The 23,820-nt window shown below is 74.8% G+C and carries 24 protein-coding genes; 14 read left to right on the top strand and 10 right to left on the bottom strand.

The genetic code is table 11. The features are described 5' to 3' along the window. Window position 1 precedes the first annotated feature (1 nt). The 3 genes from ACIRBX_RS16325 to ACIRBX_RS16315 form a co-directional block, all read right to left on the bottom strand. Window positions 2–1,972, bottom strand: a complete 1,971-nt coding sequence (locus tag ACIRBX_RS16325; RefSeq protein WP_402297215.1) for a glycoside hydrolase family 6 protein — start codon at window positions 1,970–1,972, stop codon at window positions 2–4. A 275-nt stretch (window positions 1,973–2,247) separates the two neighbouring features. Further along, window positions 2,248–2,829, bottom strand: coding sequence for an antibiotic biosynthesis monooxygenase (locus tag ACIRBX_RS16320; protein WP_402297213.1), 582 nt, complete (start codon window positions 2,827–2,829; stop codon window positions 2,248–2,250). Window positions 2,830–2,978: 149 nt separating this feature from the next. After that, window positions 2,979–3,608, bottom strand: a complete 630-nt coding sequence (locus ACIRBX_RS16315; protein WP_402297212.1) for a DinB family protein — start codon at window positions 3,606–3,608, stop codon at window positions 2,979–2,981. A gap of 329 nt (window positions 3,609–3,937) precedes the next feature. Here ACIRBX_RS16315 and egtA point away from each other — a divergent pair, with 329 nt between their 5' ends. The 7 genes from egtA to ACIRBX_RS16280 all read left to right on the top strand — a co-directional run bounded on the left by egtA (window position 3,938) and on the right by ACIRBX_RS16280 (window position 12,895). After that, window positions 3,938–5,302 (top strand): ergothioneine biosynthesis glutamate--cysteine ligase EgtA, encoded by a 1,365-nt coding sequence (gene egtA / locus ACIRBX_RS16310; protein WP_402297210.1) that lies wholly within the window; start codon window positions 3,938–3,940, stop codon window positions 5,300–5,302. Continuing rightward, on the top strand, window positions 5,296–6,645 hold the full coding sequence (gene egtB, locus ACIRBX_RS16305) for an ergothioneine biosynthesis protein EgtB (protein ID WP_402297208.1): 1,350 nt from the start codon (window positions 5,296–5,298) through the stop codon (window positions 6,643–6,645). The genes egtA and egtB overlap by 7 nt, the downstream gene beginning before the upstream one ends. Next, complete coding sequence (gene egtC / locus ACIRBX_RS16300; protein WP_402297207.1) at window positions 6,645–7,394, top strand: ergothioneine biosynthesis protein EgtC; 750 nt, start codon at window positions 6,645–6,647, stop codon at window positions 7,392–7,394. Before egtB ends, egtC begins: the two co-directional genes overlap by 1 nt. 69 nt (window positions 7,395–7,463) lie before the next feature. Beyond that, window positions 7,464–8,438 carry an L-histidine N(alpha)-methyltransferase gene (egtD, locus tag ACIRBX_RS16295; protein WP_402297205.1) on the top strand — a complete coding sequence of 325 codons (975 nt, stop codon included), beginning with the start codon at window positions 7,464–7,466 and terminating at the stop codon, window positions 8,436–8,438. 315 nt (window positions 8,439–8,753) lie between these two features. Further along, window positions 8,754–9,857, top strand: a complete 1,104-nt coding sequence (locus ACIRBX_RS16290; protein WP_402297627.1) for a nitric oxide synthase oxygenase — start codon at window positions 8,754–8,756, stop codon at window positions 9,855–9,857. Window positions 9,858–9,943: 86 nt separating this feature from the next. Beyond that, on the top strand, window positions 9,944–11,011 hold the full coding sequence (locus tag ACIRBX_RS16285; protein ID WP_402297203.1) for an RNA ligase (ATP): 1,068 nt from the start codon (window positions 9,944–9,946) through the stop codon (window positions 11,009–11,011). 708 nt (window positions 11,012–11,719) lie between these two features. Further along, window positions 11,720–12,895 carry a phosphotransferase gene (locus ACIRBX_RS16280; protein ID WP_402297201.1) on the top strand — a complete coding sequence of 392 codons (1,176 nt, stop codon included), beginning with the start codon at window positions 11,720–11,722 and terminating at the stop codon, window positions 12,893–12,895. A 174-nt stretch (window positions 12,896–13,069) separates the two neighbouring features. Here ACIRBX_RS16280 and ACIRBX_RS16275 read toward each other — a convergent pair whose 3' ends face one another. Then, window positions 13,070–13,726 carry a TetR/AcrR family transcriptional regulator gene (locus ACIRBX_RS16275; RefSeq protein WP_402297199.1) on the bottom strand — a complete coding sequence of 219 codons (657 nt, stop codon included), beginning with the start codon at window positions 13,724–13,726 and terminating at the stop codon, window positions 13,070–13,072. 151 nt (window positions 13,727–13,877) lie between these two features. Between ACIRBX_RS16275 and ACIRBX_RS16270 the strand changes: the two genes are divergently transcribed. The 5 genes from ACIRBX_RS16270 to ACIRBX_RS16250 all read left to right on the top strand — a co-directional run bounded on the left by ACIRBX_RS16270 (window position 13,878) and on the right by ACIRBX_RS16250 (window position 18,425). Then, entirely contained in the window at window positions 13,878–15,032 is a 1,155-nt protein-coding gene (locus ACIRBX_RS16270) for an acyl-CoA dehydrogenase family protein (RefSeq protein ID WP_402297198.1), read from the top strand. A 48-nt stretch (window positions 15,033–15,080) separates the two neighbouring features. Further along, window positions 15,081–16,268, top strand: a complete 1,188-nt coding sequence (locus tag ACIRBX_RS16265; RefSeq protein WP_402297197.1) for an acetyl-CoA C-acyltransferase — start codon at window positions 15,081–15,083, stop codon at window positions 16,266–16,268. A gap of 15 nt (window positions 16,269–16,283) precedes the next feature. Beyond that, the gene (fabG, locus tag ACIRBX_RS16260; RefSeq protein WP_402297196.1) at window positions 16,284–17,042 is read left to right on the top strand and encodes a 3-oxoacyl-ACP reductase FabG; all 759 of its coding nucleotides are present in this window, start codon (window positions 16,284–16,286) and stop codon (window positions 17,040–17,042) included. Window positions 17,043–17,123: 81 nt separating this feature from the next. Continuing rightward, window positions 17,124–17,717, top strand: coding sequence for a GIY-YIG nuclease family protein (locus ACIRBX_RS16255; protein ID WP_402297194.1), 594 nt, complete (start codon window positions 17,124–17,126; stop codon window positions 17,715–17,717). Window positions 17,718–17,786: 69 nt separating this feature from the next. Beyond that, complete coding sequence (locus ACIRBX_RS16250) at window positions 17,787–18,425, top strand: dihydrofolate reductase family protein (protein WP_402297192.1); 639 nt, start codon at window positions 17,787–17,789, stop codon at window positions 18,423–18,425. A gap of 22 nt (window positions 18,426–18,447) precedes the next feature. Here the strand turns inward: ACIRBX_RS16250 and ACIRBX_RS16245 are convergent, their stop codons facing one another. The 5 genes from ACIRBX_RS16245 to ACIRBX_RS16225 all read right to left on the bottom strand — a co-directional run bounded on the left by ACIRBX_RS16245 (window position 18,448) and on the right by ACIRBX_RS16225 (window position 22,373). After that, window positions 18,448–20,106, bottom strand: coding sequence for a hypothetical protein (locus ACIRBX_RS16245; protein ID WP_402297191.1), 1,659 nt, complete (start codon window positions 20,104–20,106; stop codon window positions 18,448–18,450). A 341-nt stretch (window positions 20,107–20,447) separates the two neighbouring features. Continuing rightward, window positions 20,448–20,714, bottom strand: coding sequence for a hypothetical protein (locus tag ACIRBX_RS16240; protein WP_402297189.1), 267 nt, complete (start codon window positions 20,712–20,714; stop codon window positions 20,448–20,450). After that, window positions 20,711–21,046 (bottom strand): hypothetical protein, encoded by a 336-nt coding sequence (locus ACIRBX_RS16235; RefSeq protein ID WP_402297187.1) that lies wholly within the window; start codon window positions 21,044–21,046, stop codon window positions 20,711–20,713. The genes ACIRBX_RS16240 and ACIRBX_RS16235 overlap by 4 nt, the downstream gene beginning before the upstream one ends. Further along, a complete protein-coding gene (locus ACIRBX_RS16230; RefSeq protein ID WP_402297185.1) occupies window positions 21,043–21,849 on the bottom strand; it encodes an MBL fold metallo-hydrolase in 807 nt (268 codons plus the stop codon). Before ACIRBX_RS16230 ends, ACIRBX_RS16235 begins: the two co-directional genes overlap by 4 nt. Continuing rightward, the gene (locus ACIRBX_RS16225; RefSeq protein WP_402297183.1) at window positions 21,849–22,373 is read right to left on the bottom strand and encodes a GNAT family N-acetyltransferase; all 525 of its coding nucleotides are present in this window, start codon (window positions 22,371–22,373) and stop codon (window positions 21,849–21,851) included. The genes ACIRBX_RS16230 and ACIRBX_RS16225 overlap by 1 nt, the downstream gene beginning before the upstream one ends. A gap of 99 nt (window positions 22,374–22,472) precedes the next feature. Between ACIRBX_RS16225 and ACIRBX_RS16220 the strand changes: the two genes are divergently transcribed. Both ACIRBX_RS16220 and ACIRBX_RS16215 read left to right on the top strand, forming a co-directional pair. Then, complete coding sequence (locus tag ACIRBX_RS16220) at window positions 22,473–22,970, top strand: MarR family winged helix-turn-helix transcriptional regulator (RefSeq protein ID WP_402297181.1); 498 nt, start codon at window positions 22,473–22,475, stop codon at window positions 22,968–22,970. Next, window positions 22,967–23,413: a MarR family transcriptional regulator gene (locus ACIRBX_RS16215; RefSeq protein ID WP_402297179.1), complete on the top strand. Its 447-nt coding sequence runs from the start codon at window positions 22,967–22,969 to the stop codon at window positions 23,411–23,413. The genes ACIRBX_RS16220 and ACIRBX_RS16215 overlap by 4 nt, the downstream gene beginning before the upstream one ends. Before the next feature lie 7 nt (window positions 23,414–23,420). On the opposite strand, the gene ACIRBX_RS16210 is transcribed toward ACIRBX_RS16215, so the two are convergent. Continuing rightward, on the bottom strand, window positions 23,421–23,609 hold the full coding sequence (locus tag ACIRBX_RS16210) for a hypothetical protein (RefSeq protein WP_402297177.1): 189 nt from the start codon (window positions 23,607–23,609) through the stop codon (window positions 23,421–23,423). Between the last annotated feature and the right edge of the window lie 211 nt (window positions 23,610–23,820).

Genomic DNA, 23,820 nt, shown 5'->3' with positions numbered 1-23,820 from the left:
GTCAGCTGGTCGCGGTGCAGCTCAGGACCGGCGCCGCGTTGGTGCCCGAGTAGCTCGCCCCGAAGCCGAAGCCGGTGGAACCGCCCGCTGCGACGGCCCCGTTGTAGCCGGCGTTGGCCACCGAGACGGCGGTGCCGCTCTGGGTCACGGTGCCGTTCCACAGGTTGGTGACCTGCTGGCTGCCCGGCCAGACCCAGCTGACCTTCCAGCTCTTGGTCGGTACGGTGCCGGTATTGGTGACGGTCACGTCGGCGTTGAAGCCGGCGCCCCAGTCACTGCTCACCTTGTAGCTCGCGGCGCAGCCGGCGTTCCCGCCACCGCCGCCCGGCAGGGTGCTGACGGCCAGCGCGGCGGAGGCCGCCGAGACGTTGCCCGCCGCGTCCCGGGCCCGGACGGTGTAGCTGTAGGCGGTGGCGGCGGTCAGGCCGCTGTCGGTGTAGGAGGGTGAGGTGGTGGTGCCGACCAGCGTGCCGCCCCGGAAGACCTGGTAGCCCGTCACCCCGACGTTGTCGGTCGAGGCCGTCCAGCCGAGCGTGACGCTGCTGCTGGTGGCGGTGCCGGTCAGGCCGGTGGGCGCGGTCGGGGCGGTGGTGTCACCGGGGGTGGTGCCGCCGACCGGCGGGTACGCGTTGGCCAGCAGCTGGCGGAACTGGGCGGAGAACCAGGCCCCGGCCAGCGGCGCGTCCGGCAGCGCGCCGGACATGTTGTTGTTGTTCCGGGGGTTCCCGGTGTAGGTCGGGTCGCACATCCGGTCGAAGCCCTTGCCCTCGTCGTTCGGGATCGCCTTGGAGGCGCCGTCCGACTCGCCCGGGGGCTTGACCCAGACGTAGGCGTCGATGCCCGGCTCGGGCGCGGCGGTCGGCCGCTCGCCGAGGCCGGCCCCGGACTGGTTGCACCAGTTCCCGGCCTGCAGCCGGCGGTCGAGGCGGCCGCCGTCCACGTAGGCGTCGCCGGTGGTCTTCGGCCCGGGCCCGGCCGGGCGGTTCGGGCCGCCCCAGCCGTTGCGGGAGGTGTCGATCAGTATGCCGACGCCCGCGTCGAAGCCGGCCTCGACCGCCTTCTGCCGGAAGGCCTTGGCGTAGGAGAGCTCGTCGACGTAGCGGTTCCAGTCCACCCACTTGGAGGTGCCGCGGATCGACTGGCCGTTCACCGTGTCGTCGATGGTGAAGTAGGGCTCCTTCAGCGCCGAGTAGTTGGCGGTGTTGACCACGAAGCCCGCCACCTTGGCCGGGGTGGAGCCGGCCGCGTTGGCGGCCTGGAGCAGCAGGTTGACGCTGGGGCCGAAGTTGGAGTCCCAGCCCAGCCAGCCGTGGTGGCCGGCGTCCACGTAGTTGTAGACGTTCGGGATCGCGCCGAGCTTGTTGAGCGCGTAGCCCACGCCCGTCACGTAGTTGCCGTTGGCCTTCATCACGTCGCAGGCGGGGGTGGCGGTGGGGGTGCCGCCCGCGTTGGTGACCAGGTTCGGCAGCGAGTCGATCTCGATGGTGGTGACGATCCGCAGTCCGGCGTAGGCCGGGTCGGCCAGGATGGCGGCGATCGGGTCGATGTAGGCGCTCTGGTAGCGGCCGATCTCGGTGGGGCCGAGCTCACCGTTGGAGGCCAGCGCGGCGCAGTCGCGGCCGGGCAGGTTGTAGATGACCACCTGGAAGACGTAGGGCTTGCCGGCGGCCTGGCGGACGGCCTCGTTCAGGTGGGCCCGCAGGCCCATGGTGCCGTTGGCGCCGTTGATCGCGGCGATCCGGTCGAGCCAGACCGAGGTGGGCTGACCGGCCACGGCGCTGCCGCCCGGCTCGGCGGCGGCCTTGGCCGCCCACTCGGGGTTCACGTAGACGCCGGCTCCGGCGTAGGGGTTGTCGACCCGGGCGGCGGCGTGCGCGGGGGTCGCGGCGCCGGCCACGGGGAGCAGGGAGGCGGCGCCGAGGGCCACGGCCACGGCGGCCGTGCGCAGTCGGCGGAGGAGCTGTCCTGACACGTGCGGATCCTTTCGGGTGGGGGAGATCCGGGTGCGAGCAGCGCGCTGTCTGGCGTACGAGTGGGAGCGCTCCCACGCTGTACCGAACCACTGGGCCGGGCGGCCCGCTGGGTTCACGGCATATCAACCCACGGAGAGCGGAGGGCGTCAAGGACTCCGACCGACATCCGTGGGAGCGCTCCCGGTCTGACGGAGCGGCAGCGCCCGGCCGGACCACGGGATCTGACGGACGCTCAGCTGCCCGGGACGGGCTGCCCGGCGGGGGCCGCCGCCGCTCAGTCCGGGAAGATCCAGCGGCGCAGGCCCTTGGTGACCAGCGGGATGGCCACGTAGACCATCAGGAAGCAGATCACCGGTGCCATCAGCACGGTCCTGGCCAGGACCGGCAGGGCGCTCAGGTGCGGCACCAGGAAGAGGTTGACCACCGAGGTGATCGGGGCGATGGCCAGGGTGGAGACGATCCACATCTTCCAGCGGCCGGGCGGCCCCTTGGGGGCCTCGCCGGCCGGGGCGGGCCCGGCGGTGGCGGCGAACCAGCCGTCCACGCCGAGCAGTTCCTGCCGCCCGACCATCCGGTGGTAGCCGTCGGCCCGGCCCTTGGCCAGGCAGGCCGCCCGGACGGGGGACTCGTGCCAGCTACGGAAGGCGGCGGCGTCCTCGAAGTGCAGCAGCAGGCGCCACGGCTCGCCCTCGCCACTGGGCGGGAGCAGGCCGGTCCCGGCGCTGCCGGGGTGGGCGGCGGCAGCCTCCAGGATGCCCCGGGCCCAGGCCTTGAACTCCTCCTCGTGCCCGGCGTCGACCTGCTCGGTGATGTACAGCGTGATCCGGTCGGAATTCTCCCGCACGGTGGTGGTCACTGCTCCGGCCCTCCCCCCGGCCCGCCAGGCGCCGCTCGCCGCGCCGCACCGGGGACCGTCCGTTCTCCCTCCGGCCGCCCGGGCGGCCGCTCAACCTTCCCAGCATGGCCGCTCGCCACCGGGCCAGGAGGCGTTCCGCCGATGATCCGTCAGGTCACCCGCCGCTTCGAGCCGGCACGTCTTCCCCGCCCGGACCGCCGTCTCGCGGGCCGCGGCGTCCACCCGCCCGTGCAGGGCCACCGGTCCCGGTCGCCCGGTGCCATCACGTCGCCACCGGGCCGCAGGCCCACCGAGCCGTCGATCGGCTCGCGGATGATGTCGGCCTGCCCGAGGTGCCGGTGCAGTTCGGCGATCACGTGCACCAGCGCCCGGCGGAGCGTCAGCTCGCCCCGGCGGCCCCGGGGCGCCCGACCGACCGCGTCCAGCGGCAGCAGCCCGACCGTCCGGTCGGCGTGCGCCCGCACCGCAGCGTAGTCATCCAGGATCTCGACAGGGCTCTCGTCCGCGCGGGCCCAGAGGTCGGAGTCGGGCTCGGCGGCGTCGGCGCCCCGGAGGCCGGGGGCCTCGACCAGACGGCCGAAGGCCTCGCCGCAGTAGGCGGCCTCGGCGGCGCAGACGCGCTTGACCAGCCCGAGCAGGTTGGTACCGGTCCGGGCGGCCGGGCGGCGCAGGTCGTACGCGGAGAGGCCGTCGACCTTCCGGGGCAAGTCCTCCCGGGCGTCCTGGAGGTAGGGCCGGAGGTCGTTCCCGGTCGTGTCCTCGTGGTCCCCGTCGCTCATCCGGTCCAGCCTGCCGCCGGAGCCGTGACCAGGCTCGCGGACTGCCCGGAGCCGCCCGGGTGGCCGGTTCGGGACGGCCGCTGGCGCGTTCCGGTCGATCTGGCCGGGAGTGCCATGGTCGAAGTGACGATAAGTGGAACACGGGGTCGAATCCCCGGCGCGAACAGGTGTTCCGTTGCAGACTGGGCAGGAGCTCCACGCCCGGACGGCGTGCGTGCCGCGCCGCCGGCCCCGGCACCAGCGCTCCGACCGCTCCGGTCGGCAGCCCCCGGCCGGAGCTCACCCGGGCAGCCGCCCGGCACCGCGCGACCCAAGGAGACGTGATCCCGGTGACCCCGCTACGCCCCGGCCTGACCGCCGTCCAGTCGGCGCCCGAGCTGCAGGCCGTCGAGACGCCGGAGCCGCTCAGCGAATCCGCCGCCCTGAGCCATCTGAGCGGCATATGTTTCAAGATCGGACCGCCCCGGCTGGTCGGTGCGGAGGCCGAGTGGTTCGTCCATGACCCGCTCTCCCCCACCGAACCGGTGGCCCCGGCCAGGCTCGCGGAGGCGCTCGGCGCCCTGCCGGTGCACCGGGGGCCGGACGGTCCGCAGCTCCCCTCCGGCAGCGTCCTCACCCGGGAGCCGGGCGGGCAGGTCGAGCTCAGCTCCCAGCCCGCCGCCACCCCCGAACTCTGCGCCGGTCTGCTCCTGAAGGACCAGGCCGAACTGCGCACCGCCCTCGCCGCCCACGGACTGCGGCTGACCGGCAGTGGCACCGACCCTGTGGAACGCGAGCGCCGGATGAGCCTCGACCACCCGCGCTACCTGGCCATGGAGTGCCACTTCGAGCGCTCCGGCCCGTGGGGCCGGGTGATGATGACCGGCACCGCCTCCACCCAGGTCTGCGTGGACGCCGGCACCGAGGGCGGCCCGTTCGACCGGACCCGCCGCTGGCGGCTGCTCCACCTGCTCGGCCCGGTGCTGGTCGCCGCCTTCGCCAACTCCCCCCTGCTGGACGGCCGTCCGACCGGTCACCGGTCGACCCGTCAGCTGGTCTGGTCCCGGATGGACCCGAGCCGGACCCTCGCCCCCGCGCTGGACGGCGACCCGGTCGAACGCTGGGCCGAGTACGTGCTGGACGCCGAGGTGCTCTGCGTGCGCCGCCCGGACGGCCGACCGTGGACCGCCGCCCCCGGCCTCACCTTCCGCTCCTGGCTGCGCGGCGCGGGCGACCGCCCGGCCACCCTGGCCGACCTCGAGTACCACCGCACCACGCTCTTCCCGCCCGTGCGCCCGCGCGGCCACCTGGAGCTGCGGATGATCGACGCCCAGCCCGGCGAGGGCTGGCAGGTGCCGCTCGCCCTGGTGTCCGCCCTGCTGGACGACCCGGCCGCCGCCGACGGCGCCTTCGAGGCACTGGAGCCGCTGGGCACCCCGTGCTACCGGGACCGGCACCCCCCGCGCACCGAACTCTGGCACCGGGCCGCCGCGTTGGCGGTGGCCGACCCACAGCTGCGGCGGGCCGCGCTGGCCTGCTTCGCGCTGGCCGAGCAGGCACTGGCCCGGCGCGGTGCCCCCGCCGAGCGGCTGCGCACCGCGCTGACCGACTTCGCCGAGCGCTACCCGGCCCGTGGCCGATGTCCCGCCGACGACCAACTCGACGCCGCGCGCTCCGGCGCGCTGCCGCTCGCCCTGGAGGCAGCAGCATGCTGAACGAAGCCGTGGACGGTACCTTCACCCAGGCCCGGAACACCGGCACCGAGGCGCTGCGGGAGCGGATCGCCGCCGAGCTGCTGGCCGCCCGGGAGCGCACCACCGGGCTGACCGGGGTGGACGACCACGACCTGACGGCCCAGCACTCCCCGCTGATGTCGCCGCTGGTCTGGGACCTCGCCCACATCGGCAACCAGGAGGAGCTCTGGCTGCTGCGCAACGTCGGCGGCCGGGACCCGATGCACCCCGAGATCGACCCGCTCTACGACGCCTTCGAGCACCCCCGCGCCGAGCGCCCCAAGCTGCCGCTGCTCCCGCCCGCCGAGGCCCGCGCCTACGCCCACGAGGTACGCGGCCGGGCCCTCGACCTGCTGGCCGCCACCCCGCTGGACGGCCCGGCCCCGCTGCTGCGGGACGGCTTCGCCTTCGGCCTGATCGTCCAGCACGAGCAGCAGCACGACGAGACCATGCTGATCACCCATCAGCTCCGGCAGGGTCCGGCCGTGCTCACCGCCCCCGAGCCGCCCGACACCCGTACCGGCCCGCTGCCGGCCGAGGTGCTGATCCCGGCCGGGCCGTTCACCATGGGCACCGACACCGAGCCCTGGGCCCTGGACAACGAACGGCCTTCCCACCAGCTGGAGTTGGCCGCCTTCCGGCTCGACACCACACCGGTCTCCAATGCCGCCTACCAGCGCTTCATCGACGACGGCGGCTACGACGACCCGCGCTGGTGGGCGGAGGCCGGCTGGGCGCACCGGCAGCAGGCCGGCCTGACCGCCCCGCTGTTCTGGCGCCGCGAGGGCGGCCAGTGGCTGCGCCGCCGGTTCGGCGTCACCGAGCCGGTGCCCGCCGACGAGCCGGTGCTGCACGTGAGTTGGTACGAGGCCGACGCCTACGCCCGGTGGGCCGGGCGGCGCCTGCCGACCGAGGCCGAGTGGGAGAAGGCGGCCCGCTTCGACCCGGCCACCGGCCGCTCCCGCCGCTACCCCTGGGGCGACCAGGACCCGACGCCGGAGCTGGCCAACCTCGGCCAGCGCCACCTCCGCCCGGCCCCGGTCGGCAGCTACCCGGCCGGTGAGTCCCCGTACGGGGTGCGGCAGTTGATGGGCGACGTGTGGGAGTGGACGGCCAGCGACTTCCGGCCCTACCCGGGCTTCCGGGCCTGGCCGTACGAGGAGTACTCGGAGGTCTTCTTCGGCCCGGAGTACAAGGTGCTGCGCGGTGGCTGCTTCGCGGCGGCACCGGTGGCCAGCCGGGGCACCTTCCGGAACTGGGACTACCCGATCCGGCGGCAGATCTTCTCCGGCTTCCGCACCGCCCGGGACGCGGAGCAGGACTGATGTGCCGCCAACTGGCCTACCTGGGGCCGCCGGTGGCACTGCGCGAGCTGCTGGTCACCCCGCCCTCCGGGCTGTACCGGCAGTCCTGGGCGCCCCGGCTCCAGCAGCACGGGACGGTGAACGTCGACGGCTTCGGCGTCGGCTGGTACGCGGAGGGCGATCCGGTGCCCGCCCGCTACCGGCGGCCCGGGCCGGTCTGGGCCGACGAGGGCTTCGCCGACCTGACCCGGGTGGTCAGGTCGGGGGCGGTGCTGGCCGCCGTCCGCTCGGCCACCGAGGGGTGCGCGGCGGGTGAGCAGGCGGCGGCGCCGTTCGCCGCCGGGCGCTGGCTGTTCGCCCACAACGGCGTCCTGCCGGGCTGGCCGGAGCAGCTCGGCGGGCTGGCCGCGCTGCTGCCGCCGGCCGAGCTGCTCTCGCTGACCGCCCGGACCGACTCGGCCCTGCTCTGGGCCCTGGTGCTGCACCGGTTGCGCGGCGGGGCCGAGCTCGGCGAGGCCCTCGCCGACACCGTCCGGGAGGTGGTCAAGCACTCCGAGGGGAGGCTCAACCTTCTCCTCACCGACGGGAGTTCACTGGCCGCCACGGCCTGGGGCGACGACCTGCACCACCGCTCGGACCCCGGCGCGGTGCTGGTCGCCTCCGAGCCCGGGGACGACCGGCCGGGCTGGCAGCGAGTGCCGGACCGCTCGCTGCTGCTGGCCACCGCCGACGGCGGCGTGACCGTCCTCCCCCTCGACCGCACCCACTGACCGACCGACCCCACACACACGCACGCACACCCGCAGACCGCAGGTACGCACGCACGAAGGAGCACCGCCGTGAAGACCCACCAGCTGACCCGCCTGCTGCCCGCCGACCACTTCAGCCACGCCCTACGGCACGACGTGCGCCACGGTCTGACGGGGAGTCCGAAGACGCTGCCGCCGAAGTGGTTCTACGACGCGCGCGGCAGTGAGCTGTTCGAGGACATCACCCGGCTGCCGGAGTACTACCCGACCCGGGCCGAGCGGGAGATCCTGACCGACCGCTCGGCCGAGATCGCCCGCGCCACCCGGGCCCGCACCCTGGTCGAACTCGGCTCCGGCGCCTCGGAGAAGACCCGGCTGCTGCTGGACGCCCTGCACGGCCTGGGCACCCTGCGCACCTACGTGCCGGTGGACGTCAGCGAGAGCGCGCTGACCGCCGCCGCCGAGTCGCTGACCGTGGACTACCCGGAGCTGACCACCCACGCGGTGGTCTCCGACTTCACCGAGCAGCTGGGCCTGCCGCCCGGTGGCGGCCCCCGGCTGGTGGTCTTCCTCGGCGGCACGCTGGGCAACTTCCTGCCCGCCGAGCGGGAGGTCTTCCTGAAGCGGCTGCGGGAGGCGATGGCACCGGGCGACGCGCTGCTGCTCGGCACCGACCTGGTGAAGGACCGTGAGGTACTGGTCCGCGCCTACGACGACGCGGCCGGCGTGACGGCGGCCTTCAACAAGAACGTGCTGAACGTGGTGAACCGGGAGCTGGCCGCCGACTTCGACCCGACCCTGTTCGAGCACGTGGCGCTCTGGGACGAGCGGGAGGAGTGGATCGAGATGCGGCTGCGCTCGCGGATCGCGCAGACCGTGAAGGTCGGCGAGCTCGGGCTCACCGTCGACTTCGCGCGGGGCGAGGAACTGCGCACCGAGGTCTCGGCCAAGTTCCGCCGGGAGGGCATCACCGCCGAGCTGGCGGCGGCCGGGCTGGAGCTGTCCCGGTGGTGGACCGACCGGGCCGGACGGTTCGGGCTCTCGCTCTCCTTCCCCCGGGGCTGACCACCCCGGCGGGCCGCAGGGCCGACCGCCCGACGGGCCAGCCACCCGGGTGGTCGGCCGCGCGGGTAGTCGGCCGCGCGGATGCTCGGCCGCGCGGATGGTCGGCCGCGCACCTTAGCGGGTCATCACACCGGCCGGGCGGAATTCACGCACTCCGCCCGGCCGGTCCGGCACCTCCGCTTCCATGGCCGTGGGAGGTAGGTGTCCTTGATCTTCAGTCGGCTTCGCAACCGCAGTAACCGCAGGTCCGCCGTCGCCGCCACCGCGCCGGGCTGTCCGTACTCCGGTGGCGGCGGCCAGGCGGCGGAGCCCCCGGTGGCCGCCCCGGTGGCGCCCCCCGCCGAGGGCTCGCTCGCCGGGGCGGCGGTGGACTTCGTCCGGCAGTACCACCGGGAGGTGCCGGCGGCCGGTGATCCGGCGCCGAGGGTCCGTCAGGTGCTCGCCGAGATCGAGCGGACCGGCACGTACGAGCACACCGCCGAGGAGCTGGCCTTCGGGGCCCGGCTGGCCTGGCGGAACGCGGCCCGCTGCATCGGGCGGCTGTACTGGCGCAGCCTGGTGGTCCGGGACCGGCGCGAGGTGGACTCCCCCGACGAACTGGCCGCCGCGTGCTTCGACCACCTGCGGGCCGCCACCAACGGCGGGCGGATCCGGCCGGTGATCACCGTCTTCGCCCCCGACCGGCCCGGCCGCCCGGCGCCCCGGATCGTCAACCACCAGCTGGTCCGCTACGCCGGGCACGCCGCCGCCGAAGGACCGCTGGTCGGCGACCCGGCCGGGGCCGAACTCACCGCGCTGGCACGGGAGTCCGGGTGGAAGGGCGGCGAGGAGCGGTTCGAGGTGCTCCCGCTGATGGTGCGGCGGCGGCCGGAGGAGGAGCCGCACCTGTACGAGGTGCCCGAGGACGCGGTGCTGGAGGTGGAGCTGCGCCACCCCGAGCATGCGTGGTTCGCCGAGCTCGGGCTGCGCTGGTACGCCGTCCCGGCGATCAGTGACATGACGCTGGAGATCGGCGGCATCCGCTACCCGGCCGCGCCGTTCAACGGCTGGTACATGGGCACCGAGATCGGCGCCCGCAACCTCGCGGACGCCGACCGCTACCACCAACTCCCGGAGGTGGCACGCCGCCTGGGGCTGGACACCTCCTCGGAGCGGACGCTGTGGCGGGACCGCGCGCTGGTGGAACTGAACCTCGCGGTGCTGCACTCCTTCCAGGAGGCGGGCGTCACCATCGCCGACCACCACACCGAGTCGGAGCGCTTCCTCAAGCACATCGCCCAGGAGGAGCGGCTCGGTCGGCCCACCCCGGCGGACTGGAGCTGGATCGTCCCGCCGGTCTCGGGCGGACTGACCCCGGTCTACCACCGCTACTACGACCCGGTGGACCCGAACCTGCGGCCGGCCTTCCTCCCGCGCTGAGGCTCCGCCGGCGGAAAACCCTTCGCCTCCCGCGCTCCGCTCCCGGCACAGTGGGCCTCGTCCACATCAACGGGGGAGGTACCGACATGTCGACATTGCGAGTGACGGTCGAGCGGCTGACCGTCCTGACCCATCCGAACGCCGACGCGCTGGAGCTGGCCCAGGTCGGCCTCTACCGCGCGGTGGTCGCCAAGGGCGCCTACAAGACGGGGGACCTGGCCGTCTACATCCCCGAGCAGGCCGTGCTGCCCGCCGGGCTGATCGAGGAGCTGGGCCTGACCGGGCGGCTGGCCGGCGGCAACCACGACCGGGTCAAGGCTGTCCGGCTGCGCGGCGAGCTCTCTCAGGGCGTCGTCTGCCGTCCGGCCGCGATCTCCGAGGCCGAGCTGACCGCGGCCGAGGCCGACGGCACCGACCTGGCCGAGCGGCTGGGCATCACCAAGTGGGTGCCGCCGATCCCGGTCGGCATGGGCGGGGACGTGGAGTCGGCCCCGGAGCTGCTGCCCTGGGTCGACGTGGAGAACCTCAAGCGCTTCCCGGACGTCTTCGAGCCGGGCGAGCCGGTGGTGGTCACCGAGAAGCTGCACGGCACCTGCTGCCTGCTCACCCTGCACGCCGGCTCCGGCGAGGTGCAGGTCTCCTCCAAGGGCATCGGCTCCCAGGGCCTGGCGCTCAAGGAGGACGGTGCCAACCTCTACTGGCGGACCGTCAGGGCGCACGGCGTCCCCGAGGTGGCCGCCCGGCTGGCCGAGCGGCTCGACGCCGAGCGGGTGGGCGTCTTCGGTGAGGTGTTCGGCGTCGGCGTGCAGGACCTCGGCTACGGCGAGTCCGGCCGTACCGAGCTGCCCGGCTACGCGGTCTTCGCCGTCTCGGCGGTGATCGACGGGCAGCTGCGCTGGCTGGACGCGGCCGAACTCCTGGACGGTGAGCTCCCGTTGGTACCGGAGCTGTGGCGCGGCCCGTTCGACACCGAGACGGTGCTGGCGCTGGCCGACGGCCGGGAGACCGTCTCCGGCCGACAACTCCACATCCGGGAGGGCGTGGTGGTCCGCCCGGTGGTCGAGCGGTACAGCCCCGTCACCGGCGGCCGGGCGATCGCCAAGGTGGTCAGCGGCGCCTACCTGACCCGCAAGGGCGGCACCGAGTACGAGTGAGCCGGGCGGCAGCCCGGCAGGGCCGGGGCGTGGGCGGGCGGGCGGGTGAGGTCAGGCGGAGCGCCGCCGGAGCACTGCGTACCGCTCGCGCCCCGGCCGAGCAACAGGCAGAGCAGACGACCCGGCCGCCCCAGCGTGCGCACCGGCCACGCCTCACTCGCGGGTCCGGACGAACCGCCCCCCGCCGCCGGGGAGCTGCGCACGCCTCCCGCGCCGGCCGAGCGGCAGCCAGGGCAACTACCCGGCCGGGCACGGCGGATACACCGAGAGCCGGGCCCACCCAGGTCCGGGAGCACCGGCCGCGCCTCCCCTCCGGGACGGCGCTCGCGGCCCCGGACGAACCGCCCCCGCCGCCGGGGAGCTGCGCACGCCTCCCGCGCCGGCCGAGCGGCAGCCAGGGCAACTACCCGGCCGGGCACGGCGGATACACCGAGAGCCGGGCCCACCCAGGTCCGGGAGCACCGGCCGCGCCTCCCCTCCGGGACGGCGCTCGCGGCCCCGGACGAACCGCCCCCGCCACCGGAGCGCTGCGCACGCCTCCCGCGCCGACCGAGCGGCACGCAGGGCAACTACCCGGCCGGGCACGGCCCCCCAGGTCCGGGGGCACCGAACGCGCCTCCCCGCCGGGCAGGTGCACGCGGGTCCGGACGCCCGCCCCCTCGGGGAAATCCGCTTGCCCCGACAATCACCGGGCCCGAGACTGCGCGGGTGACAGAGCGCAGCGTGACGGTGTTGGTGACGTACCAGGGTGAAGTGCTCGGGCAGGTGGGGCCGTTCCCGGTAGCCCATCCCCGCTGGCAGCAGACCGGCGGGGTGGCCGAGGGCGCCGAGCGGCTGCTCGGCGTGCCGGTGCTGGTGCTGCGGCTGCTGACCCACGGCGGGACCGGCGGGGTGGGTGGCGAAGTCGCCTACCACGTCGAGGCCTTGGGGCGTCCGCCGGTCACCCTGGCGCCCACCGCGCTGGAGGTCGGCGCCGATCCGCTGCGGGCGCTCTGGGCCACCCCGGACGGGCTGCGGGCCGCACTCGACTGGGCGGCCGAGCGGGCCGGGGCGACCGGCCCCGTCCGCCAGGAGAAGAGTTGGAACCTCTCCGGGCTCTACCGGCTGCCGGTCGGCGAGGGTGCGGCCTGGCTGAAGACCACTCCCCCGTTCGCGGTGGACGAGGCACTGGTGATCCGTCATCTCGCCTCGGTGGCACCGGAGTCGGTGCCCGCCGTCCTGGCCGCCGAGCCGGGCCGACTGCTGCTCGGAGACGCCCCGGGGGTGGACTGCTGGGGCCTGCCGGAGGACGGCATGCTGGCGGCGGTGCCCCGGCTGGCCGCGGCCCAGGCCGCGCTGGCCGGCCGGGCGGACGGCCTCCCCGACCGCACGCCCCGCACCCTGGTGAGCGCCTTCGCCGAGCTGCTCCCCCGCCTCACCGGCCTGACCACCGAGGAGCGCACCGCCGCCGCCCGCCTGCTCACGGAACTCCCTTCGATCGTCGACGAGTTGGCCGCCTGCGGGCTGCCCGAGACGCTGGTGCACGGTGACTTCCACCCGGGCAACTGGCGCTACGACGGCGAGCGCACCACCCTGATCGACTTCTCCGACAGCTACCTCGGCCACCCGGCGGTGGACGGGCTCCGGCCGCGCGACTTCCTCGCCGAGGAGCGCTGGCTGACGGTCCGCCGGCTCTGGATCGACGCCTGGACCACCCACGCGCCCGGCTCCGACCCGGCCCGCGCGCTGGAGTTGGCCGAGCCGCTGGTCCACCTCGGCTACGCCGTCCGCTACCAGGAGTTCCTGGACGGCATCGAGGCCACCGAGCAGGTCTACCACGCGGGCGACCCGGAGTCCGAGGTCCGCGCGGCGCTGGCCGCCCTGGCGGCCCTCGACCGGAGCTGACCGACCCTCAGGCGGCGGCCCGGCCAAGGGCCGTCTCCTCGATGGGGTCGACTGTCACACGGTGCCGCTCCGCCGCGTCGGCAGGCGTCGTTGAACGGCCCCTCCGGCCCGTGGTCGGGCAGGGAGGGCGCGTGCCCCGACGGCAGCCTCCCGGGCCCGTCGAGGAGACGGTCCTCAGCCCGCCCCGGGCGCCCGGCCCTCACCGGCCAGCCGGGCGTAGCGCAGTTCCAGGCCGTCGAGCAGGGCCTCCAGGCCGGTCTCGAAGGCGCCCTCGTCGATCCGGCGGCGGTGCTCGGCCAGCCGGTGCGCCTCGCCGAGGTGCGGGTACTCCTCGCCGTAGAGGGTGGCGTCCTCGGGGAAGCCGGCCGCGAAGGAGCCGAGCGCCGAGCCGGTGACGAAGTACCGCATCAGCGCGCCGATCCGGGTGGCCTGGCCGCGCGGCCAGCCGGCCTCGACCAGGCAGCCGAAGACGGCGTCGGCCAGGCGCAGCGCGTTCGGCCGCCGCCCCGGGCCCTGGGCCAGTACCGGCACCACGTTCGGATGGGCGGCCAGCGCGGCCCGGTAGGAGCGGGCCCAGTCGCGCAGGGCCGCGCGCCAGTCGGCGCCGGGCCCGAACATCGACAAGTCGACTTCACCCATCACGCTGTCCACCACCGCGTCCAGCAGCTCGTCCTTGGTGGCGAAGTGGTTGTAGAGCGACGGACCGCTGACCGAGAGCTCGGTGGCCAGGCGCCGGGTGGAGAGCGCGGCCAGCCCCTCGGCGTCGGCCAGCGCGAGCGCGGCGCCGACGATCCGCTCCCGGCTGAGCAGGGGTGTGCGCGGGCGGGCCATGGCTGCTTCCTCTTCCTCCAGTCGGGTGGCGGTGGCGCCAGTCTTCCAGGTGGGGTCTTCCCACCCTTGCGGGGCCGGGCTACAGTCGATTAAAACTTGCACCGCTAGTTTTGACCACCGGGTCGCCCCCACCCCGACGCCGAGGACCGCCGTGAATCTGGAGCTCTCCGAGGAGCAGGCCGCCGTCCGGGAACTCGCCGCCGAGTTCACCGACCGCGAGATCGTCCCGCACGCCGCCGCCTGGGACCGCGCCGAGTCGGTGGACCGGGCCGTCATCGGCAAGCTGGGCGAGGTCGGCTTCCTCGGCCTGACCATCCCCGAGGAGTACGGCGGCAGCGGCGGCGACCACCTGGCGTACTGCCTGGTGCTGGAGGAGCTGGGCCGGGGCGACTCCTCGGTGCGCGGCATCGTCTCGGTCTCGCTCGGCCTGGTCGCCAAGTCGGTGAACGGCTTCGGCACCGAGGAGCAGAAGCGGCACTGGCTGCCGAGGCTCACCTCCGGTGAGGCGCTGGCCTGCTTCGCGCTGACCGAGCCCGGCACCGGCTCGGACGCCGCCAACCTCGTCACCAGGGCGGTCCGGGACGACCGGACCGGCGACTGGCTGATCACCGGGGCCAAGACCTTCATCACCAACGGCACCTGGGCCGACGTCGCCCTGGTCTTCGCCCGCACCGGCGGGCCCGGCCACAAGGGGGTCACCGCCTTCCTGGTGCCGACCGACACCCCGGGCTTCGAACGCCGGGAGATCCACGGCAAGTTGGGCCTGCGCGGCCAGGCCACCGCCGAGCTGTCCTTCGACGCCGTCCGGGTGCCGGACTCGGCCCGGCTCGGCCCGGAGGGCAAGGGCTTCACGGTCGCCATGGCCGCACTCGCCAAGGGCCGGATGTCGGTGGCGGCCGGCTGCGTCGGGATCGCCCGGGCCAGCCTGGAGGCCGCCGTCCGCTACGCCACCGAGCGCGAGCAGTTCGGCAAGTCCATCGCCCACCACCAGTTGGTGCAGGAGCTGCTGGCCGACATCTCGGTCGACCTGGAGGCGGCCCGGCTGCTCACCTGGCGGGTGGCCGACCTGATCGACCGGGGTCTGCCGTTCGCCACCGAGTCCTCGACCGCCAAGCTGTTCGCCAGCGAGGCCGCCGTGAAGGCCGCCAACAGCGCGATCCAGGTGTTCGGCGGGTACGGCTTCATCGACGAGTACCCCGTCGGCAAGTACCTGCGCGACGCCCGGGTGATGACCCTCTACGAGGGCACCAGCCAGATCCAGAAGCTGCTCATCGGACGGGCGCTGACCGGCGTCAACGCCTTCTGAGCCCATGCCGACACCCCTTCCACCCCACAGTAGTTGAGGAGCCCCACCGTGCGTCCCGTCTACTTCGCCGCCGCCCGCCGCACCCCGATCGGGCGGCTGCGCGGCGCGCTCTCCACCGTCCGGCCGGACGACCTCTCGGCCCTGGTGCTGCGCGGACTGCTCGACGCCGTACCGCAGTTGGACCCGGCCCGGATCGACGACGTCTACTGGGGCGGCGCCAACCAGGCCGGCGAGGACAACCGCAACGCGGCCCGGATGGCGGTCCTGCTGGCCGGCCTGCCGGACACCGTGCCCGGCGCCACCGTGAACCGGCTCTGCGCCTCCGGGATGGAGGCCGTCACCTCGGCCGCCCGGGCCATCGGCTCCGGCGAGGCGGACGTGGTGCTGGCCGGCGGCTGCGAGTCGATGAGCCGCGCGCCCTTCGTGCTGCCCCGGCCCGACGAGGCGCTCCCGCACAAGCTGGAGACCTTCGACACCCGGCTCGGCTGGCGGCTGACCAACCCCCGGATGCGCGAACTGCACGGCGTGCTCTCCATGGGCGAGACCGCCGAGGAGGTGGCGAGCCGGTACGGCGTCTCCCGGGAGGACCAGGACGCCTTCGCGCTGCGCAGCCACCAGCGGGCCGCCGCCGCCCGCAAGGACGGCCTGTTCGACGCCGAGCTGATCCCGGTGGCCCGCCCGGACGGGGTGACGGTCACCCAGGACGAGTCGATCCGCGAGGACACCACGCTGGAGCGCCTCGCCGCGTTGAAGCCGGTCTTCCGGGCCGGCGGCACCATCACCGCCGGGAACGCCTCGCCGATGAACGACGGCGCGGCCGGCCTGCTGCTGGTCGGCGAGGAGGCCCTGCACGACCTCGGCCTCGAACCGCTCGGCCGTTACGTGGCCGGCGCCTCCGCCGGGGTGCACCCGGACGTGATGGGCATCGGCCCCGTCCCCGCCACCCGCAAGGTGCTGGCCCGCACCGGGTGGCGGCTGGAGGACCTGGCGGAGGCCGAGTTCAACGAGGCCTTCGCCGCCCAGGCGCTGGCCAGCGTCCGGGAGTTGGGCGTCGATCCCGAGCTGGTCAACCCGACCGGCGGGGCCATCGCGCTCGGCCACCCGCTGGGCGGCTCGGGTGCCCGCATCCTCACCACGCTGCTGCACCGGATGCGGCGCACGGGCGGGCGGCGCGGGCTGGCGACGATGTGCGTCGGGGTCGGGCAGGGTAGCGCGGTACTGGTCGAGAAGGTCTGAGGGAGTTTCACCACCATGAGTCGTTTCGCAGGAAAGACCGCCGTCGTCACCGGCGCGGCCCAGGGCATCGGCGCGGCCACCGCGCTCCGGCTCGCCGAGGAGGGCGCCGCCGTCGCCGTCCTCGACCTGACCGCCGAGCGGGCCCGGGCCACCGTGGACGCCATCACCGCCAAGGGCGGCAGTGCCAGGGCCTACGGCTGTGACGTGGCCGACTACGACGCGGTCGAGCGCGTCTTCGCCGACGTGGTCCGGGACTTCGGTGCGCTGCACATCCTGGTCAACAACGCCGGGATCACCCGGGACAACCTCTTCTTCAAGATGCCGAAGAGCGACTGGGACGCCGTCCTGACGGTCAATCTGACCAGCGCCTACAACTGCAGCCACGTCGCGCAGACGTACATGTGCAAGCAGAAGTACGGCAAGATCGTCTCACTCAGCTCGCGCTCCGCCCTCGGCAACCGGGGCCAGGCCAACTACGCCGCCGCCAAGGCCGGCATCCAGGGCCTCACCGCCACCCTGGCCATCGAGCTCGGCCCCTTCAACGTCAACGTCAACGCCGTCGCCCCCGGCTACATCGCCACCTCGATGACCGCCGCCACCGCCGAGCGGGTCGGCGCCACCGCCGAGGAGCACCAGGCCCTCGCCGCCGACCGCACCCCGCTGCGCCGGGTCGGCCTCCCCGAGGAGGTCGCCGCCGTGGTCGCCTTCCTGGCCAGCGAGGACGCCTCCTACGTCAGCGGCCAGACCCTCTACGTCAACGGCGGCGCCCGCTAGCGCGATGGCCGGAGGGGTGGTTCGACCTGGCGCGAACCACCCCTCCGGCAGCCGGAGTTGGGACGGCTAGGCTGATCCGCCATGGACGACTCCACCCTGCCCACCGTGCTGGCCGCGCTGACCCGGGGGCCGCGCCACCCGGTCCGCGAGGCCGCCGACGCGGTACCGAGTGCGGCGGGCCTCTACGCGATCCACGGAGACGCGGCGGCCTTCGGTGAGCTCGGGACCGGCGGCGCCGACCGCCCGCTCTACGTCGGGAAGGCCGAACGAAGCCTGGCGGGAAGGGACCTGAGGACCCACTTCGCCACCGGCCGGACCGGCTCCTCCACCCTGCGCCGCACCCTGGCCGCGCTGCTGCGCGAGCCGCTCGCCCTCCGGGCGGTGCCCCGCAACCCCGCCCGGCCCGACGGCAGCGCCACCTACGCCCTGGCACCCGAAGGCGACGAACGGCTGACGGCGTGGATGCGGGCCCGGCTGTGCATCTCGGTGTGGCGCGGGCCCGCCGGTGCGGACCTCGCCGGGATCGAGACCGCCGTGCTCCGGGCGGTACGACCCTCCCTCAACCTCGCCGGGATGGGGAGCGCTGCGGACCCCCGGATCAGGGCGGCCCGGGCGGCGATGGCCGCCGAGGCCCGGTCCGGTTCCGGCGGCGACCGGGCTTACGGTCCGGGCTGAGCGGGTTCCGGCGAGCGGTGCGGCCCGGCCTCACGGGGACGGCGCCGTCCCGGCCCTAGGGTGACCCGCATGGGCCTCATCGAGATCGAGATGTTCGCGACCCTCGACCTGGTCGGGCAGGCGCCCGGCGGGCCGGAGGAGGACCCGGTCGGCTTCCCGTTCGGCGGCTGGCAGGCGCCGCTGCTGGACGAGGCCACCGGGGCACAGGTCACGGCCGCGTACGCGGACACCGACGCACTGCTGCTCGGGCGGCGGACGTACGACATCTTCGCCGCCTACTGGCCGCACCAGGAGGGCGGGCCGGACGACGGGATCGCCGCCCTGTTCAACCGGGTCCCCAAGTACGTAGCCTCGCGCGGCAATCCGGACCTGCCGTGGGCCGGCTCGGTGCGGCTCGGGCCCGACCTGGCCACCGCCGTGCGGGAGATCCGCGAGCGGCACGCGCACGTCAAGGTGGTCGGCAGTCTGGACCTGGTGCAGAGCCTGCTCCGGGAGCAGCTGTTCGACCGGCTCGACCTCTGGGTGCACCCGGTGGTGCTCGGTGTCGGCAAGAAGGTCTTCGGCGAGGGCACCGTCCCGAGCTGCCTCACCCTGCTGGAGCCCCCGGCCGCCGGCCCCCGGGGCACCGTGCTGCTCCGCTACGCGCTGGCCGAGGGCGCCCCGCGGACCGGCGACATGAGCGCCCCGGACCGGGGCCTGTCCGACTGACGGACCGCCCGCCGCCCGAGGGTCAGCCGGCCGCCGCGAGCTGCTTCAAGTACCGTTCGGCAGCGCGGAGTTTGCGACCCTCCGGGCCGGGGAGGTGGGCCCGGAGCTCGATGATCTCGGGAGCCATCCGGAGCGCCTCGGTGCGGTCGGTGACGGCACGCCAGCAGGCTTCGGCGTTGGTGGCGATCTGCTGGGTCTCGGGGTCGTCGGCACCGCGCTCGCGGAGCAGCGTCATGGCCACCTCGCGGTAGAGCTCGGCGGCCTCGGCGGGGCGGCCGGCCAGGCGGGCGACGTGGGCCCGGACCTGGCGGAGCTGGAGCGCCTCGGGGGCGGTGGGGCCGTGCAGGGCGAGGATGGTGCGCTCCAGGGCGAGGGCGAGCTCGGTGGCGGCCGGGTGGTCGCCCGCCTCGGCGGTGCGCACGATGCGGCCGATCGCCTCCCGGTAGTCCTCGGTCGGCGGGGCCGCCGGAGTCGGCGGGGCGACCGGGGCGGGTGCCTTGTCCAGGCTGACCGGCACGCCGGTCCCGGCCAGGGCGGCGGGCTTGGACAGGGAGACGGCCGCGGTCGGGTGGAGCGACGGCCCGTCGGTGGCGGGCACGGACCGGGACGCGGGCACCGGAGCGGCGGCTTGAGGGTCCGTCAGCGGACCGCCCTTGCGGAGCGAGACCGGTGGCCCGACCCGGCGCGGAGTCGGCGGCACCCCGGGCTTGCGCAGCGACACCCCCTCGCCGGACGGCGGCTTGACCGGGGGCACGACGGGAGCGGGCCTGGCCTTCGGCGACCGGGTGGGCGGCTTGGGCAGCACGGCGGCCGGGCGCGGCAGGTCCTGGAAGGCGGGGGCGGCCTCGCCGATCTGGCGGGAGGTGTTGCGGAAGAACGGCCGCTCGGTGGGATGGGAGTGCAGGATGATCGAGTCGTGCCGGACCACCGAGTGCACCTGTTCGCGGAGCAGTTCGGGCGCCAGCAGCGCCGGGCCGCCGGGACGGCCCCGGTGCAGCACCTCGATCAGGGCCCGGGAGAAGGTGCCGATCTGCTCCTGATCCGGGCTGACCACGGCCCACAGCGGGATGCCGTCGGCCAGCGGGGAGATGGCGCTCTGCACCAGTGGCCAGGCGGCCTGGTCGGCGCTGAGGTCGGCGATCACCAGGGTGGGGAGGCCGCCCCGGTGCTGGAGCTCGGCGGCCAGCGCCTGCCAGGGCAGGCCGTCCTGGCGGACCGTGCCGGGCTTGGAGTCACGGAGCGTCAGGTAGAGGTGCTCACCCCGGCGGTCGGTGACCAGGTGGCCGCCGAGGTGGATGAGCAGCGGGCCGGGGTGCAGGGCGGCGGCGCGCAGATGGGCCAGCACGCCCTGCGGGTCGGTCGCGCCGGGAAGGTGGACGGCGTCCACCGACTCGGCGGCCAGCAGGGTCTGCGGGGCGACGCCGGCCAGCAGGGTGGAGAGCACCTGGGCCTGCGAGCCGGCCCCGCGCCCCCAGGAGCGGCGGCCGGCCGTGCCGTAACCACCCTCGATCACCAGGATGCGCCCCCGGGCACCGTCGCCGACGGTCTGCACCACCGGTGTGGGAGCGGGCCCGCCGAGCGGGCCGGCAGGTCCGTTCGGTGCGGCGGGTCCGTGCGGGCCGGCGACCTTCGCCGCCGGGATGGTGGCCGTCCAGCCGGTCGTGAAAGCCTCGGCCGACACGGCCGCTCCGCCCGGCCAACCGCCGCCCGCCGTCAGGTCCGCCACCGCAGGTCACCGCCCCCAACCGCCGCCCGCGTGCGACGAAACGCCGTGATGCCCGCCACCACGTCCTCGCCACCTTACGGTGCCCGGGCCCGGCGCAGCCAGGGAGGTGCTCCGGGCCGCGGCCGGTCCCGAACGGGCACGCGAACCGGGCGGACCTGCGGGTCCGACCTGACGGTCGTTCACCTCCCCGGACGGCGCGGACGCCTGCCGACGCCGCTCGGACCCGGGTTCGGATGCGGATACGGCCTGGGAAGCGTCTGCCGCAGCGGGACCGGGAGGGGCTTCCCGGGGCGGCATCAGAAGCCGCGCGTCCAGCGCGGCTCGTCCACCGTGCAGGGGTGCACCTCGAAGCCGTCCGGGCTGTCCCGGAAGCCGGGCTCCGCGCGGGCCAGGACGATCCGCCGCTCGGCGGCCTCGCGGGTGGTGTAGAGCCCGAGCTCCTTGAAGTCCTCCTCGTCATCGCTCCGGAACAGCGGCTCGCCGTGCTCGTACGGCTCGTGCTCCGGCGGGACGAAGTGGTGCCGGTGGATCAGCCGGTACAGCGTCCGGGCGGCGGGCGTCACGAGTCGCCTCCGGAGTAGTAGGTGAAGTACCCGCCGGTCCAGGAGTCCTGGTCCGGATCGACCGGATGGGTCACGAAGCAGTCGGGCTCCTCGCGGAAGCCCGGCAGCAACCGAGCCCGGGTGACCCACGCCTCGGCGGCTGCCTCGCTGGAGAACAGGCCGAGCATCCGCCACTCCTCCTGGTCGGTGTGCAGCGATCCGTCGGGGTCGTGGTGGATGACCGTGCCGTCCGGCTCCACGGCGAGATGGCGGGCGTGCCAGACCTCGTACAGCGTCGTGTCGGCCGACTCCTCCGGCGGGCCGCCGACCGACCCGGGTGACGTCGTGCTCATCGGACCGCGCTGAACGGATCGGCGAAGTGGGCGGTCGCCAACAGGCCTTCGGCCTGAGCCAGTTCGGACAGCAGCCGGAGGCGGGTGGCGGTCGCGGCGGGCTGGTCCTCGTCGTAGAGGTACCCGGCCGTGGGGTCGGCGAGCTGGACGGGGTGCAGCACCACGTCCCCCGCCACCACCAGCCGGCGCTCCCCCACCGCGACGCTCTGGTGGCCGGGGGTGTGGCCCGGGGTGGCGAGCAGGGTCAGCTCGGGGGTGAGCCGCAGGCCGCCGTCGGCGACGTCCAGGCAGCCGGCCGCGCGGAGCGGCTCGACCACGGCGGCCAGCATCGGGGAGCCGGCCGCCCGGAGCCAGTCCAACTCCCGCTGCTGGACCAGGTAGCGGGCGTTCGGGAAGGCCGGGGTGGTGCCGTCGGCGGCCAGGCTGCCGCTGGCGTGGTCGCTGTGCAGGTGGGTCAGGACCACGGTGTCCACCTCCTCCGGCCGGGTGCCGGCGGCGGCCAGCTCGGCGGCCAGCCGCCCGGGCACGGGCGCCCAGCTCGCGGCCGGGGAATCCGGGCCGCCCAGGCCGGTGTCCACCAGGACGGTACGCCCACCCGGCGTGCGCAGCAGGTAGCTGTGGAAGTGCAGGGTCCAGGGCTCGGCCCGGTCCGCGTCCCGCCACGGCGGCTGCTGCCATACCGGGTGGTCCGGGCCGCCGAACAGCTCGTCCAGCGGGCGGGCGATCTGATGCCCCATCGGACCGACCGCGTCGCAGAGCGGGATCACCTCGACGCCTTCCCGGACCACCCCGGGATGCGGCATCAGGGGCGCCACTCGTCGGCGAGCAGCCCGAGCACCACCTCGTCGTGGAACGCCCCGTCGACCCAGGCGTTGCGGCGCAGCAGCCCCTCGCGGACGAAGCCGTTCCGCTCGGCGGCGCCGATCATCGCGTGGTTGTCGGCCAGGGTCTCCAGCTGGAGCCGCTGGAAGCCCCGGATCCGGAAGCCGTAGCGGCACATCACCTTGACCGCCTCGGCACCGTAGCCCTTGCCCCGGTGGGCCGGGAGCACGGCCAGGCCGAGGTGGGCCAGCCGGTTGTGCTGGTCGATGCCCCAGACGATGGCCTCGCCGAGCACTTCCCCGGACCCCAGGTCGACCACGGTGAACGGGGCGTGCTCGGCGGAGGACTCCCCGACCGCGTAGACCGAGTGCGCCACGGGCGTCGGCTGCCAGGGCCGGGTGTCGGCCTTCGACCGGGTGAGGACGTCGTCGTGCAGCTCCTCGTGCAGTACCTGCACGTCGGATTCGATCCTGGCCCGCAGGCCGATTCGCTCTCCTCGCAACATGGTCGGCGTTCTACCGTCCGGGCTCGGGCGGCGGCAAGCGGATTAGCCCGCACCGGAGAACAGTAGCCATGGACATAGTAGCCATGTACGGTATTTGCCATGAGCCCAGCAGCACACGAGAAGGCCACCGCCGGGTACCTGGTCTGGCGCCTGTCGACCAAGTGGCGCACCGCCGTGGACCGGGCGGTCGCCCCGCTCGGCCTCACCCACGCCCAGTACTCCCTGCTGGCCTCGCTCCACGGGATGGCCCGCACCGGACAGCAGCCGAGCCAGCGCCAACTCGCCGACCACACCGGGCTGGAGGCGCTCTACGTCTCGAAGCTGGCCCGGGCCCTGGAGGGCGCCGGGCTGCTCGGACGCAGCCGGGACCCGGCGGACCCCCGAGCCATGCGGCTTGCCCTCACCGAGCAGGGGCGGGACGTGACGGGCCGGGCGATCGGGGTGGTGCAGGAGCTGCTGGAGCAGCTGCTGGAGCCCCTCGGAGGCCAGGGCAGCGCCCGCACCCGGGAGTTCACCCGCGAGCTGGCCCTGCTGCTGGACGCACCGCTCGCACCACACCCCCCGCACGCCACGCACGCCGAGAAGGAGCAGTCATGACCGACACCGCCGCACCCGTCGCCGACGCCCGGATGCTCGCCCTCGCCCACTACGCCGCCCGCGCCGTCCTGGAAGGCGTACTGGCGCAGCACGGCGCCACCTTCCAGCAGAACGTCACCCTGCGGGTGGTCGCGGTGGCGGGCGGCAGCACCACCCGCGAGCAGCTGACCGCCTCGGTGACCGACTCGCTCAAGGCCACCCCGGCCGAGGTCGCGGTCGTCATCGGCGAGCTCACCACCGCCGGCCTGCTGGCCGAGGAGGGCGCCCTGCTCCAGCTGACCCCGGCCGGGCGGCAGCTCTACGACACCGCCGCCGCCGAGTCCGGCGCGATCTCCGGCCGGGTCTGGAAAGACATCCCGGCCGAGGACCTGGCGGCGGCCGGCCGGGTCCTCACCCTGGTCGCCGCCCGGGCCAACGCGGAGCTGGCGCGGCAGCGGCCCTGACGGCCGGTCAGCGGTCCCAGGAGTCCCACCAGGCGGGCGGGGGATCGGCGGCGGCAGAGGTGGGCTGGTCCGGGTGGAGGCCGAGACGGCGCAGCGCGCCGGCCCGGACGGACACCGCCCGCGAGCAGAACCAGCGGGCGTCCGGCCCGACACCGCACGTCAGGTCGTACCGGACGTCCTGCTCGTCGAAGGGCATCCAGTCGATCCCCCGGTCACGCAGTCAAAGGGCGAGCCACCGCTGCACCCGGGCCGCCTTGACGGGGCCCTCGAAGGCGATGGCCACCCACTCGGTCGCGTGCTCGTGCATGCGGTTCATCATGCCGCACCACGGACGCACCTCGACCGCAGAACGGCCTCAGCAGGGCCGCACCACGGCCGTGCGCCGGGGCGGCTCCGGGTTCACTCGT

Source organism: Kitasatospora sp. NPDC096147, from assembly GCF_044763225.1.
In the GTDB taxonomy this organism is placed as follows: domain Bacteria; phylum Actinomycetota; class Actinomycetes; order Streptomycetales; family Streptomycetaceae; genus Kitasatospora.
This window is presented reverse-complemented; position numbering and strand designations above follow the sequence as displayed.

What these genes read in the sequence shown, in the direction of transcription:
- ACIRBX_RS16315 (WP_402297212.1), bottom strand. Translation starts at nt 3,608, where the DNA reads ATGAGCGACGGGGACCACGAGGACACGACCGGGAACGACCTCCGGCCC.
- egtB (WP_402297208.1), top strand. Translation starts at nt 5,296, where the DNA reads ATGCTGAACGAAGCCGTGGACGGTACCTTCACCCAGGCCCGGAACACC.
- ACIRBX_RS16255 (WP_402297194.1), top strand. Translation starts at nt 17,124, where the DNA reads ATGGACGACTCCACCCTGCCCACCGTGCTGGCCGCGCTGACCCGGGGG.
- ACIRBX_RS16230 (WP_402297185.1), bottom strand. Translation starts at nt 21,849, where the DNA reads ATGCCGCATCCCGGGGTGGTCCGGGAAGGCGTCGAGGTGATCCCGCTC.
- ACIRBX_RS16275 (WP_402297199.1), bottom strand. Translation starts at nt 13,726, where the DNA reads ATGGCCCGCCCGCGCACACCCCTGCTCAGCCGGGAGCGGATCGTCGGC.
- ACIRBX_RS16235 (WP_402297187.1), bottom strand. Translation starts at nt 21,046, where the DNA reads ATGAGCACGACGTCACCCGGGTCGGTCGGCGGCCCGCCGGAGGAGTCG.
- ACIRBX_RS16250 (WP_402297192.1), top strand. Translation starts at nt 17,787, where the DNA reads ATGGGCCTCATCGAGATCGAGATGTTCGCGACCCTCGACCTGGTCGGG.
- ACIRBX_RS16285 (WP_402297203.1), top strand. Translation starts at nt 9,944, where the DNA reads ATGTCGACATTGCGAGTGACGGTCGAGCGGCTGACCGTCCTGACCCAT.
- fabG (WP_402297196.1), top strand. Translation starts at nt 16,284, where the DNA reads ATGAGTCGTTTCGCAGGAAAGACCGCCGTCGTCACCGGCGCGGCCCAG.
- ACIRBX_RS16210 (WP_402297177.1), bottom strand. Translation starts at nt 23,609, where the DNA reads ATGCCCTTCGACGAGCAGGACGTCCGGTACGACCTGACGTGCGGTGTC.
- ACIRBX_RS16220 (WP_402297181.1), top strand. Translation starts at nt 22,473, where the DNA reads ATGAGCCCAGCAGCACACGAGAAGGCCACCGCCGGGTACCTGGTCTGG.
- egtC (WP_402297207.1), top strand. Translation starts at nt 6,645, where the DNA reads ATGTGCCGCCAACTGGCCTACCTGGGGCCGCCGGTGGCACTGCGCGAG.
- ACIRBX_RS16225 (WP_402297183.1), bottom strand. Translation starts at nt 22,373, where the DNA reads ATGTTGCGAGGAGAGCGAATCGGCCTGCGGGCCAGGATCGAATCCGAC.
- ACIRBX_RS16215 (WP_402297179.1), top strand. Translation starts at nt 22,967, where the DNA reads ATGACCGACACCGCCGCACCCGTCGCCGACGCCCGGATGCTCGCCCTC.